The sequence below is a fragment of the Veillonella parvula genome (assembly GCF_945949885.1).
Taxonomy (GTDB): domain Bacteria; phylum Bacillota; class Negativicutes; order Veillonellales; family Veillonellaceae; genus Veillonella; species Veillonella parvula_B.
This window is the reverse complement of sequence record NZ_CAMFFZ010000015.1, coordinates 21,445-34,500: the sequence shown is the minus strand read 5'-3', so window position 1 is coordinate 34,500 and position 13,056 is coordinate 21,445. Positions and strand designations below refer to the sequence as shown.

The 13,056-nt window shown below is 35.5% G+C and carries 16 protein-coding genes and 1 riboswitch; all 16 genes read right to left on the bottom strand.

Features of this window, described 5'->3' with window-relative positions; all coding sequences use genetic code 11:
* Positions 1 to 46 precede the first annotated feature (46 nt).
* Positions 47 to 439: an aspartate 1-decarboxylase gene (gene panD, locus Q7O55_RS06005; RefSeq protein WP_303929186.1), complete on the bottom strand. Its 393-nt coding sequence runs from the start codon at positions 437 to 439 to the stop codon at positions 47 to 49.
* A gap of 275 nt (positions 440 to 714) precedes the next feature.
* On the bottom strand, positions 715 to 1,602 hold the full coding sequence (gene dapA / locus Q7O55_RS06000) for a 4-hydroxy-tetrahydrodipicolinate synthase (RefSeq protein WP_303929184.1): 888 nt from the start codon (positions 1,600 to 1,602) through the stop codon (positions 715 to 717).
* 21 nt (positions 1,603 to 1,623) lie between these two features.
* Positions 1,624 to 2,655, bottom strand: coding sequence for an aspartate-semialdehyde dehydrogenase (locus Q7O55_RS05995; RefSeq protein WP_303929183.1), 1,032 nt, complete (start codon positions 2,653 to 2,655; stop codon positions 1,624 to 1,626).
* A gap of 23 nt (positions 2,656 to 2,678) precedes the next feature.
* Complete coding sequence (gene dapB, locus Q7O55_RS05990) at positions 2,679 to 3,476, bottom strand: 4-hydroxy-tetrahydrodipicolinate reductase (protein ID WP_303929181.1); 798 nt, start codon at positions 3,474 to 3,476, stop codon at positions 2,679 to 2,681.
* Positions 3,477 to 3,552: 76 nt separating this feature from the next.
* Positions 3,553 to 3,725, bottom strand: a riboswitch (Lysine riboswitch).
* Between the two features lie 41 nt (positions 3,726 to 3,766).
* Complete coding sequence (gene recN, locus Q7O55_RS05985; protein ID WP_303929179.1) at positions 3,767 to 5,431, bottom strand: DNA repair protein RecN; 1,665 nt, start codon at positions 5,429 to 5,431, stop codon at positions 3,767 to 3,769.
* Between the two features lie 4 nt (positions 5,432 to 5,435).
* The gene (gene argR, locus Q7O55_RS05980; RefSeq protein WP_303929177.1) at positions 5,436 to 5,891 is read right to left on the bottom strand and encodes an arginine repressor; all 456 of its coding nucleotides are present in this window, start codon (positions 5,889 to 5,891) and stop codon (positions 5,436 to 5,438) included.
* A gap of 320 nt (positions 5,892 to 6,211) precedes the next feature.
* Positions 6,212 to 6,787, bottom strand: a complete 576-nt coding sequence (locus Q7O55_RS05975) for a class I SAM-dependent methyltransferase (RefSeq protein ID WP_303929175.1) — start codon at positions 6,785 to 6,787, stop codon at positions 6,212 to 6,214.
* A gap of 24 nt (positions 6,788 to 6,811) precedes the next feature.
* Positions 6,812 to 7,696 carry an NAD(+)/NADH kinase gene (locus Q7O55_RS05970; RefSeq protein ID WP_303929173.1) on the bottom strand — a complete coding sequence of 295 codons (885 nt, stop codon included), beginning with the start codon at positions 7,694 to 7,696 and terminating at the stop codon, positions 6,812 to 6,814.
* 9 nt (positions 7,697 to 7,705) lie between these two features.
* Entirely contained in the window at positions 7,706 to 8,509 is an 804-nt protein-coding gene (locus tag Q7O55_RS05965) for a TlyA family RNA methyltransferase (RefSeq protein ID WP_303929171.1), read from the bottom strand.
* Positions 8,506 to 8,985, bottom strand: coding sequence for a divergent PAP2 family protein (locus Q7O55_RS05960; RefSeq protein ID WP_303929169.1), 480 nt, complete (start codon positions 8,983 to 8,985; stop codon positions 8,506 to 8,508). Before Q7O55_RS05960 ends, Q7O55_RS05965 begins: the two co-directional genes overlap by 4 nt.
* A gap of 28 nt (positions 8,986 to 9,013) precedes the next feature.
* Positions 9,014 to 9,892 (bottom strand): polyprenyl synthetase family protein, encoded by an 879-nt coding sequence (locus Q7O55_RS05955; protein WP_303929168.1) that lies wholly within the window; start codon positions 9,890 to 9,892, stop codon positions 9,014 to 9,016.
* 9 nt (positions 9,893 to 9,901) lie between these two features.
* Positions 9,902 to 10,108, bottom strand: coding sequence for an exodeoxyribonuclease VII small subunit (gene xseB / locus Q7O55_RS05950; RefSeq protein ID WP_004697322.1), 207 nt, complete (start codon positions 10,106 to 10,108; stop codon positions 9,902 to 9,904).
* Entirely contained in the window at positions 10,083 to 11,306 is a 1,224-nt protein-coding gene (gene xseA / locus Q7O55_RS05945) for an exodeoxyribonuclease VII large subunit (RefSeq protein WP_303929167.1), read from the bottom strand. The genes xseB and xseA overlap by 26 nt, the downstream gene beginning before the upstream one ends.
* A 2-nt stretch (positions 11,307 to 11,308) precedes the next feature.
* On the bottom strand, positions 11,309 to 12,262 hold the full coding sequence (locus Q7O55_RS05940) for a metallohydrolase (protein WP_303929165.1): 954 nt from the start codon (positions 12,260 to 12,262) through the stop codon (positions 11,309 to 11,311).
* On the bottom strand, positions 12,262 to 12,666 hold the full coding sequence (nusB, locus tag Q7O55_RS05935; protein WP_012864357.1) for a transcription antitermination factor NusB: 405 nt from the start codon (positions 12,664 to 12,666) through the stop codon (positions 12,262 to 12,264). The genes Q7O55_RS05940 and nusB overlap by 1 nt, the downstream gene beginning before the upstream one ends.
* Complete coding sequence (locus Q7O55_RS05930) at positions 12,656 to 13,051, bottom strand: Asp23/Gls24 family envelope stress response protein (RefSeq protein ID WP_004695803.1); 396 nt, start codon at positions 13,049 to 13,051, stop codon at positions 12,656 to 12,658. The genes nusB and Q7O55_RS05930 overlap by 11 nt, the downstream gene beginning before the upstream one ends.
* Positions 13,052 to 13,056: the final 5 nt, after the last annotated feature.

Below are 13,056 nucleotides of genomic sequence, written 5' to 3'. Positions count from 1 at the left end.
TACGAAGATAGTCCTATACAGTCTACTGTAATTCGATCAATGACAATTATTTTTGATCAACTAATAAACCATGTTTCTCATAGTTTTTTATATGACTTATCTTGTTATTATTATCTACAAATACAACGAGAGGCTTATGACTCTCAACTTCGCTTTCATCAAGCTGTGCATAACACATGATAATTATCTTATCATGTACTTGTACATGTCGCGCGGCAGCACCATTTAAGCATATAACACCACTACCTGCTTCTCCGGCAATAGTATATGTACTAAAACGCGCTCCATTATTGATGTTTACAATTTGAACTTGCTCATATTCTCGTATTCCGGATGCATTCAATAAATCTGTATCAATTGTAATGCTCCCTACATAATCAAGTTCTGCTTGTGTCACAGTAGCTCTGTGAATTTTACCCTTTAACATTGTTAGTATCATGCTAAACTCCTTGTGTTTTAAATGTACCCGCCATATTGGTCGGTTCGAACTTTCACAATTTGTCTGTTTATCATGAATTAACAGTAGACTAGAGTATAGTTAAAAATACTATCTCCAGAGAAATTATACCACAATTATAAATTTTTACATTAAAATACAACTAGTATAGTATACTATAAATAATGTTACATCAATCAAAAATAATAGTAAGGATTTAGTATAAAGTAAAAACCAGTAGCTATAATGTAGTTACTGGTTTTAATTATACTGATATTTTATTGTAAATATTCTACCAATGCTTTATCAATATATGCTGCTTCATCAGCCGTTGGTTCACACATTGGTAAATTAAATTTTCCCACAGGCAAGCCAACTTTACGGGCTGCATATTTGACAGGAATCGGATTTGTGGTGATGAACATTGCTTTTATGATTTCTGATAAGGCTTGATGAATACGAATCGCTTCGTGGTTATGACCAGATTCATAAGCTTGAATCATAGCATTCATATCTTTGCCTGCTACATGAGATACTACGGATACTACCCCACATCCTCCAATAGAAAGCATCGGTAATGTAAGACCATCATCCCCACTATATACCATGAAATCATCTCCAGGCATTAAGCGCTTAATTTCAGAAGCAATCATCAAATTACCACTTGCCTCTTTAATAGCACAAATATGTGGATATTCGTTATGTAGTTGAACTAAGGTAGTTGGGAAAATACCTGTCCCCACACGACTTGGAACATTATACACCATGATTGGCAATGTAGTAGCTTCTGCAATAGTTTTAAAATGCAAATATTGACCTTGCTGGTTAGGTTTATTGTAATAAGGTACTACAACTAGCAAACCATCGATACCATCGATTTTAGAGACTTCCTTTACAAAGTCTGCAGAAGCTTTTGTATCGTTACTGCCTACATTGGCAATAATCGAACCTTTATGTCCACATTCTTTTGCAATCGCATTAAATAGAGCTAATTTTTCGTCTCTAGACATAGTTGGGTTTTCACCCGTTGTACCACAAACCACAAGACCATCAGAGCCATTATCTAACAGATAATTGGCGATATCAATACAATTTTCAATATTTACGGATCCATCACTATTAAAGGATGTCACCATAGCTGTTAACACTCGACCAAAGGTTTTCATATATATCCTCCCCTTGATAGATTAAAATGCTTGTTTTTCCACCAAGTACTCAGCAATTTGCAATGCATTAAGAGCTGCACCTTTACGAATTTGGTCCCCTACAATCCAGAAGTTCATACCGTTGTCATTGTATAAGTCTTTACGAATACGACCTATTTCACAGTCGTTTTGATTAGATGTATACAATGGCATAGGGTAAATTTGTTCAGCAGGATTATCTTTAACTTGTAAACAAGGGAATTTTTCACATGCCGCTTTGAAAGCCTCTACAGATACCGGTTCTGCTGTTTCTACCAAGACAGATTCAGAATGAGAGCGATATACAGGAACACGAACTGTAGTTGGAACTACTTGAATAGTTTCGTCATGAAGAATTTTTTGTGTTTCGTAAACCATCTTCATTTCTTCTTTAGTATAATCGTTTTCTAAAAACACATCAATTTGTGGCAATAAGTTGAAAGCTACAGGATAGTGTTTAGGAGCAGAGCCTGTTGGTAATAGATTTGCTGTCATCTCTTTGCCTGCAGTATATTGTTTTACTTGGTTTTCAAGTTCTTCAATACCTTCTTTACCTGCACCAGATACAGCTTGGTATGTGCTTACAATTACGCGTCTAATAGGAGAAATATCATGAAGAGGTTTTAAACCTAAGCTCATAATGATTGTAGAGCAGTTAGGATTTGCAATGATACCTTTATGTTTTAAAATATCTTCTGGGTTAACTTCTGGTACTACAAGAGGAACTTCAGGATCCATACGAAATGCACTAGAGTTATCGATTACAATAGCACCACGTTTAGCAGCTTCTGGAGCTAATGTCTTAGATATAGAGCCACCTGCAAATAATGCAATATCAATATCATCAAAAGATTCTGATTTTGCTTCTTCTACAATATAGGTTTTACCATTCACAGAAAGCTCTGTACCTGTAGAACGTGCGGAAGCCAATAGTTTTAAGTTCTCATAAGGAAAGTTACGTTCTTCAATAAGTGTAATAAATTCAGCACCTACTGCACCAGTAGCACCTAGAATTGCAACATTAGGTTTTTTCATTGATATATCTCCTTGCTCAAATATTATAAATAATGTTCTAATCCGTATGTTAAGCCAGTTTTAGAACTAATTTTTTTACACGCTAATACTACGCCTGGCATAAAAGATAAACGACTTAAGCTATCATGACGTATGGTTAATGTTTCATCATAACCACCAAATAATACTTCTTGATGAGCTACATAACCTGGAAGGCGTACACTATGAATTGTTACATCGTCAACCTTAGCACCACGAGCACCTGGTAAGCTTTCACGAGTCAAATCCTCATCAGCAGTTACCTTAGCAGCTTGTTTAGCATCGTTAATTAATTTAGCTGTTAAAATAGCTGTGCCAGAAGGCGCATCGTATTTGTGATTATGATGTAATTCTATAATTTCTACATTAGGAAAATATGGAGCGAGCTCGGCAGAGACTTTCATCATCATTACCGCCCCAAGAGAAAAGTTTGGAGCTACTAAACAATTTGCTTGATTCGAACGACCTATTGTATCAAGTTCATCGCGTTGTTCTGGGGTCAATCCTGTAGTACCGATGACAACATGGATCCCAGCAGATAACATTCTTTTCGCGTTTTCATAAATAACAGCAGGATTAGTAAAATCTACAATAACATCAGGTTTATTTGTATCTAACACCTCATCGATGGAGGCATTCATCTTGATACCTAATTGTTCGATTCCTGCTACGGAGCCTACATCTTCCCCTGCCTTAGTGGGATCAATACCACCAACTAATGTTAATTCAGGATCATTATGTACTGCTTTAACTACTTCACGACCCATTTTGCCGCCAGCGCCATTTACCATTACTCGAATCATATATACCTCCAAAAAAGCCAGTGGATGCATCCACTGGCCTTATAGATTATATAACTATATATACTCTTACGAAAAGCTCAATGATAGCACTCCACCAATACAGGATTGATGACAGTTGTCTATCTATTAAATAGACAACCAGAACGATGAGTCGCAATCATCGAACTTCGGCAAGCATCCCTTTTATCATGGATCAATGCATGCCTACTCCTCATGATTACTCTTAATACTCGCACCTCTATCAACATATTCATTTAATACTATTAGTATAAGTAATTATGCGATTTTAGTCAATTAAAATGGTCAATAAGTTCTTTCGCCGCTGCAAGTGCTGTAGCAGACATTCCCTTACCAGACATCATAGACGCAATTTGTGTTACTCGTTCTTCCTCATTTAAAACTGCTAATGTAGAAATTGTACGATCATCTTGCTCGATTTTAGATAGATGATAGTGTTGTTTCGCAATACTTGCAGTTTGAGGCAGATGAGTAATACAAAATACTTGATTTGTTTTAGATAAATTAAGTATTTTTTCTGCCACCTTAAGTGCTATATCACCGCTGATACCGACGTCAATTTCATCAAATACCATCGTTTTAAATGTATCACTACGGAATACAGATTTAAACGCTAATGCAATACGGGACAATTCGCCGCCAGAAGCGACTTTATGAAGTGGCAATAATTGCTCCCCTTTATTTGCGGAAAATAACATTTCAATGGATTTTGCACCTAATGTAGATAACTCATTACCCTCTTCTATATGAAATTGGATATCTCCTTTTGGCATACCTAAATCTACTAGTTCTTGATGTAAGGCCGTAGCAATCACTTTTGCATTTTTCAGACGTACCTCGTGTAAAATAGCTAAAGCTTCTTCTGCTATCTTTTTAGCTTCTTCTAGACGAGTTTCTAATTCATCTTGAGCAAATACAAAACCTTCTAGTTCTTCTAAGCGAGCTTGCGCCTTTTCTTCGTATGCTAAAATCTCTTCTACAGTTTCACCATATTTTTTCTTTAACCCATAAATTGTTGTATCTCTATCTTGGCAATACTTATAACGTTCTTCATCGTAGCTGATAGTATCCCTATAACGATCTAAGGATTGTGCAGCCTCTTCTAGTTGGAAATAAGCAGAGTCCACCATTTCTGATACTTCTTTTAACTCGCTATCGTATTTTACCAGATCATTAACCTCTACCTTAATCGAGTTAATCGTATCAAGTAATGGTTGACGTCCATTATAAAAAGCATCATAACAAGAACCTAATACCTTATCAATATGTTCAAAACTGTCTAAACGTTTAAGTTCTTCAGCAATAATTACATCTTCACCAACACTTAGACCAGCATCTTCAATTTCGTCGATTTGGTATCTAAGCATATCAAGCTCCCGAGCTCGCTCAGACATATTTTCTTGTAAATGATCTACATCTTGTTTTGCTTGCTTATAAATTTTATACGCATCAGTATAAGCTTTATAGGCTTCTTTTCCTTCTTTATTAAAAGTATCTAAATATTCATGATGTGTATCAGCATCTAGTAAGCGTTGGTTGCTATATTGTCCGTGAATATCTGCTAAGTATTGACCGATTTCCTTTAAAGCTTTTAAAGGTATTGGTTGATCATTAGCCAAAATACTAGATTTGCCATTACGGTTAAAAGATCTAGATAGAATTAACTGGCCTTCTTCTATCATGATATTTTTAGACTCTAATAGGTCTTGAATACTTTGGTGATTAGCAATATCAAATATTCCATCAATAACAAAACTATCTTTACCGTGACGAATAAACTCGCTACTTGCGCGTTCTCCTAATAGGATACTAAAGGCATCCATAAGAATGGATTTCCCTGCCCCAGTTTCGCCGGTAAAGATAGTAATGCCATCATTAAATGAAATATTCATTTGCTCAATCAACGCAAAGTTGCGAATGCTCATTTGCGTTAACATATTATTAGTCCTTCATTAAATCTTGAATTTTCGCTAAAATTGCTGGAACGTCAGCTTCAGATTTTGCAATTAACAAAATAGTATCATCCCCTGCTAATGTACCAATAATTTCAGTCCATTTTGCATGATCGATAGAAAATGCTACAGATTGAGCAGAACCTGGGATTGTATGTAATACAACTTGGTTTAAACTGTGATCAACCTTAATCAAAGAATCTTGGAATAGTCGGTTAATACGACTACGAGATAAAACTACATTTTCCTCTGGAGATAATGCATAACGATAATGTCCATCGCCTGTAGGAATTTTGATTAACATCAATTCCTTTATATCACGAGAAACTGTAGCTTGTGTTACTTCAATACCTTCCTCGAGTAAAGCCGCAGCTAATTCCTCTTGTGTTTCAATCGCCTTGGACTGCACAATCTCTTTAATTTTGTTATAGCGATAGCGTTTCATTTTGAACTCCCTTTTTTAAACCTTGCACATAAAAGAGAATAGTATCTTTCTGATAATATTATACCATATATTCATAATTAATATATGGTATAAATCGCATATATTATACGTCTTATGCATATTATATTAATATTTAAAATATTGTTAATATTCTATATAATAACAACGTACAAATTCATAGCTAATAAGGTTCATCTATTTATAGGAAATTAATAATTTAAAAATAGAAAAATATACATGTATAATTAAAATCCCCTATAAAAGGGGTTTTACTAACTGAGTATGAGTTTTATTCATAATGAATAAAGATATATTTCGTTTTATCGTTTTTGCAATATAAATAACTCAGGTGGATTATGTATTTGGTTCATCGGATGCCAATGGCATACATTATATATTTTCTGATCTAAATCTGCTAAATACGATTTAAGAGACTGCATTTCTTCAAATCCCTCTGTTGTTCCCGGATAAGCAACTATTGTGATAACTCCAGACTTAGAAAGTTTTTGTAAACCTTCATTTATGGCATCAATGGTCTGGTGCGGTTTTGTTACAACTTGATGATCACCTCCAGGTAAATATCCGAGGTTAAAAATCATTAAATCGATAACTTCATCCTTTAATTGATGAGCTACCGCCAAATCATGAGAGTCATGAATAAACGTTAAACTTACTTCTGGCGCAATATCATTTGATTGTAAAAGCTCTTTGCTAGTTTTAATAGCTTTCATTTGAATATCAATTCCATATAGATGGCATGCTTTTTGTGCCCGTTTAGAAAGGTATAAAAGATCATGACCATTACCACATGTAGCATCTACTACCACTTTGGCATTTTTCATGCATCGATCCCAGATTAAATGTTGGAATTGAACAGCATTGTTAATGTTAATCACAAAACCACCCCACTTGAGATTTAGTTATAACAATTCGTCTCGACGAGATGCTAACTTTTTAAATAGTGTACCAAAGAAACATTGATCCTTGAATCGTACAAATAAACAATATACAGGGTTAGAGCTTATATGTAAGGTTTCTTTATTTGTATAAGTATAGTCAAATGTACCATCAATACAAATATGTAATTGTGGTTCTCTTTCCGGCATTGTAATTTGAATCGTATCATGTTCCTCTAAAACAAGGCTTACACCTTGAATTAAATGTGGTGCTACTGGGGTGACAATGATTGATCGATTATCTGGTTTCATGATTGGACCACCAGCCGATAGATTATAGCCCGTAGAACCTGTAGCAGAGGAAATAATTAAACCATCCGATGGATATATTTGTGTGTGTTGATTATTTATGGACATGTTAATTCGCGCCATTTTAGCTGGCTCAGCACGAGTAATGACAATTTCATTAATGATTGGTACTAACTCTTCTTCATTACCATTATTGCGGTCAATATATGCATATAAGTGGCCGCGCTTTTCAATATTGTAATCACCGTTAGCGATACGTTTAATATGGCTTTGCATTTGGTGAACTTCGATTTGGTTTAAAAAACCTAGTTCGCCAAGATTAATACCACAAACAGGTACATTATATGGATAAATTTGTCTTGCAAGATGGATGATGGTACCATCACCACCAAAACTAAAGGCAATATCTATTTGTTTAAAGATTTCTGGGCGACTTAAAATATGAGTTTCAGGAATCTTAAGTACTCGTGCAGGTGCATCTGATTCGAGATCATCTGGCAAAAATACTTCGATACCTTCATCTTTACAAATATGTGCAGCCATTTTTAGAACTGCCATAATATTGCTTTTCCCCATATTAGGGAAGAATCCGATACGCATAGTAATCTCCTATAGTGAATGAGCGTTTATAACGACTGAATCAATTAATTCATCGTTAATCGATAAGGCCCCTTCTTCGTACTTTTTAAAATAACCTAAAAACTCAATATTCCCTTCCATTCCTTTGATTGGAGAGAAAGTTAAGCCGTGTGTATATAAACCACAGTCATACGCAACTTGTAGAATACGATGTAATACTTCTTTATGGATTTCACTATCTCGCACTATACCGCCCTTACCAACATTTTCTTTACCAGCCTCAAATTGTGGTTTTATTAAGGCCACAAGTGAGCCCGTATCTTTTAATAAATTAGTAGCTACTGGTAAAACTTTGTCTAAAGAAATAAATGCTACATCAATAGAAATAAAATCAACAAGTTCACCTATTTGTTCAACAGTAACTGTACGGATATTTTGTTTTTCCATATTGATTACACGTGAATCTTGGCGTAATTTCCAAGCTAATTGATTATATCCTACATCGATGGCAAAAACCTTAGACGCACCGTTTTGTAATGCGCAATCTGTAAAACCACCTGTACTAGCTCCTATATCAATCATCACAGCCCCATGTAAATCGATAGGGTAAGTTTGAATAGCCTTTTCTAATTTAAGGCCTCCACGGCTTACATAAGGTAGGGTATTGCCTTTTACAATAATATTGGCATCCACAGGAATCTTGGTGCCTGCTTTATCTATACGTGTAGTATCCATAAATATAAGGCCCGCCATAATAGCTGCTTTTGCTTTTTCTCTACTTTCAAAAAGGCCTCGATTAACGAGGAGTATATCTAATCGTTCTTTATTGTTCATATTACACCATGATAAATACAATAAAACTGAATAAAGGCCACAAGAATACCGAGAATTAAACCACCAAATACTTCGATAGGTGTATGTCCCAACAACTCTTTTAATGCTTCTTTACGTGTAATGACAACAGGTATATTCTTTTTGGTAAAATAATCTACAATTTGATTAAGTATTTGAGCTTGTCGTCCTGCCTCTAATCGTACACCAGACGCATCATACATAACAACAATTGAAAATACTAAGGATAATATAAAAAGATCTGATACACCATTTTTTAAATAAATTGCTGTTGTTGTAGCAATAACAAATGATGTATGTGAACTTGGGAAACCACCAGATCCAACGAGACGCTCTGGACGAAATTTACCATGTCTTACAAGTTGCCATATGAATTTAATAGCTTGAGCAGTAAACCAGCCCCAAAATGCAGCTTGTGCGATATAATTATGTGTTATTTGTGGTAATATATCAATCATTGTTTATACCTTCTATAGGTAACACCTATTAATTCGTACGTTCTAAAAGATAATCAATCAATGCAGCCAGTATAGTTGTATCATAAGAAAGCAAGTTTAATGCATCATGAGCTTGTTGCCCTACTAAGGAAGCTTGTTGTTTTGCCTCCTCTAAGCCTAGTAAAGATACATAGGTAGATTTATGTTGGCGAATATCACTACCGGGTGTTTTTCCTAATTCTTCAATAGTACCGGTTACATCTAAAATATCATCAGTGATTTGGAATAACAATCCCAAGCAATTAGAATATTCCATAAGGGCTGTTCGTGTAGTATTATTAGCATTTCCAAGAATAAGACCTAATTCTACAGAAGCGTTAAATAGTGCACCTGTTTTACCACTATGTAAAACCTTTAATTCTTTTAAAGAAATATGTTTGTCTTCGCTGAGTAAATCAAAGGCTTGTCCCCCAACCATACCTTCAGGACCAGCCGCAGTAGCAACACATAGTACAGCATCTAGTTTTTGCTGTGCACTAGCAACTGTATTTGATGTCATCAATTGAAATGCATATGTTAATAACCCATCACCGGCTAAAATAGCAAGCCCCTCACCGTATACTTTGTGATTAGTCAAATTACCTCTGCGATAATCATCATTATCCATAGCTGGTAAATCATCATGAACTAATGAATAAGTATGGATACACTCCATAGCACATAAAAATTCCTTATAATCAGCTGGCTCTTTATGAAGCATTTCTAACACAGCCTTAGTTAAAATAGGTCGTATTCGTTTGCCACCTTGCATTAAACTATAATTCATAGATTCATAAAGTTGTTCAAATTCTTGATTTGGGCTATTAAGTACTTCGCCTAACCATTGTTCAATATTTTGTTTGCTAGATGCTAAATAATCTTTGAACATAGAATCTCCTTATTCGCTGATGCGGACTTCTTCGATAATTTGTTGTACTTCATCTTCAACAGAGTCAAGCATTTCAGCACATTCTTTTACCAAAGTTAAGCCCTTTTTATATTGTGATAAAAGCTCAGAAATGGTCATATCCCCATCGTCTAATTGCTTAACAATATCTTCTAAGGCCTTATATTTTTTCTCATAACTTTTTAGTGATGCGGCCATCCTTGTGCGCCTCCTTTACCGTAGCAGTAATATAACCATCAGCTAGTGTAACTCGTATATCGTCATTTGGTTGTAATTGGGCAACCGATGTAATAGGTTTGTTATCATGCTCAACCTTTGCAAAACCTTTAATCATCATTTGTAATGGATTTAGCGACTCTAACTGTTGTGCCAATAATGCTAAGCTATGCCTCTCTGCATTACATCGTTCTTTAGTTGCATTAGTTAGAGTTTGTGAAAGCTCTTGTAAGTGTGATTTTTGCTTATGTAAAAATTGCAGAGCTGGAATGCCAAGTTTTCGATTAAAGAGCAATGTTAAATCTGTACGTTTTTGTTGTAGTGTATAGCGTATATATTCGTGTAAATACTCTTCTTTTTCTGTCAGCTGATCTTGTAATGTAGTAATTGGAAGTACTGCCATTTCTGTAGCATGGCTAGGCGTAGCCCCGCGTGCATCAGCTACATAATCACATAAGGTGTAATCTGTTTCATGACCTACCGCCGAAATAATCGGTGTATGAGCATTATAAATTGCCTCTACAACAGCTCTATCATTGAAACACCACAAGTCCTCCATAGATCCACCACCACGACCAACGATGATGACATCAATATCTGGATCAGCATCTGCCGTAGCAATTCCTTTTGCTATAATTGGGCCTGCGGTACTACCTTGTACAGGAACGGAAAACAATTTAAATTGAACTAGTGGATTGCGTTGTTTACTAACATGTAGAATATCATGTAATACAGCACCAGATTGGGATGTAACAATACCAATGCAACTCGCCATATAGGGTAAACCTACTTTATGGCTATCATCAAAGTACCCCAAAGCAGTTAACTCTCGTTTTAGAGCGTCAAATTCAAGCTGTAACGGACTTTTAGCACCTATCTGCATATCTGATGCAATGAGATTTAAACGGCCCATTTTATTGTAAAAGTTAACAGATGCTTTTACAGTTACTAATAAACCATTTTGAATGGCATTAGCTAGTCCCTTTTGCATGACTGTACTAGACCACATTGTCACATCAATAGCAGATTCCTCATCTTTTAAAGAAAAATACATGTGACCACTACTATGACGTTTTGCATTAATAATGGTACCACTTACATATACATTCTTTAATAGATATTCACGATCTAAGGTACGTTTTATGAGATTGTTTAATTGTGTAATGGTTAATACATTCACGATTATCCTCTAGATTCTTGTAAATAAGCAGCACCAAAAGCATTACCTGTGGCATTATCAACAGAGAATTGTGGCTGCGCCACATGTAATTGGAGATGATTTCGTTTACAATAGGTTTCCATCCGCTTACGAAGTAAACTATTACTCATCACACCACCTACAGCAATGAGTGCACGTACAGATTTCTCTTTAGTATGATAAGTAATCACTTTTTCTAGAGCATTTCCAATGGAAGTAAAAACAGCTCTAGCTAACTTAGATTTATCTATATCACTCATAGCGTTATTTATACGCCGCATAGCAGCACTACAAGGACCGGCAAAGCTAATCCATCCGCCTTTTACAGATGATGGCAATGGTTCATATTCTGTAGTTTGTAATGCTAAAGCCTCTAAATGTTTACCTGCAGGAAATGGTAAGCCCAACGCGACACCTATGCGATCAACATATTGCCCCCCTTGTAAATCTTTAGAACCACCAACGATGTGAGATTCAAAAATACCGTTTCCTTGATAATGGCAATATACTAGTTCTGTCGTGCCACCTGATAGATGTAATGCCAAAAATGGCTCATTAGGAATATTTTTTAAATCCCTCAAAGCAGCTAATATATGATTCTCTTGATGTGCAAAAATATGTAAAGGCACATTCATAAGATGACTCAAGGTTTGCCCCTGTCCTAACCCGACCATAAAGGCAGGCATATAAGAGCATTCTTCACGGCGCGGAAAGCCACTAACACCTATACCGCTAATTGGTACCTGAGGCAACTCGGACATTAACTTAGGCAATGCCTTTATATGCTGAAAGACCATATTTGATTGTTGTAGTCCTCGCTCACCTAGTTTTACCTCTAAGATTTTACGTGCTTCCCCTACTATGTGAAAGTCGCTATCTACAATGGCACAACTTGTAGTGTAACAACTCGTATCAATGCCTAAGTAATATCGTTTCATTATTTACTCTTATTATATGCGTCTAAGATTGCATTAATTAATTTATAAGATGCATCAGAGCCAAACTCTTTAGCTAATTGAATGGCTTCATTAATAGCAATAGATGGCTCTAAAGGTTCCACTTTATTGTTCATTTCCCAAACGGCAATACGTAAAATAGAACGATCCACCTTATCTAAATTTGCTACTTTACGAGATTTACAGAATGGCTGTAATGTAGCATCAATTGCTTCAGCGTTTGATAGTACACCCTCTATAATACTATTTGCATATGCCTTATCCATTGCTTTATGAATGTTTCCTTCGGGAAATTGAACATCATTTTGATCAGTATGAAATTCATTGGCATATAACATTTGGAATGCGTATTGACGAGCCTCTCGCCGATTTCGCTTAGTTACCATGTAAAACTGGCTCCTTTTCTTTTACAATACCTTCAATATGCACATCAACCTTAATATGATCAAGATCTAGCATATTTTTTAAGGTTTGTTTGATTTCTAATTGCAATTGTTTCGATAATTCAATGAGATTATATCCATACAATGCTTTAATATAAATGTTAATTTCAATAAAACCTTTACGATGCTTTACATTGATACCAGGTAAGCTACGCTGACCAAAAGCATGGGTAATACCCTCTACCAACTCATCGTAAAAGCGTGGGCTTAAAGAATGAATACCAGGAATGGTTCCTAAAGTTTTTGTTGCTACATCAATGATGACAGAATCTGCAATATCAATAGTATCCGTGTCTAAACCATAATTTAATTGATTATCTGAACTCATAGAGA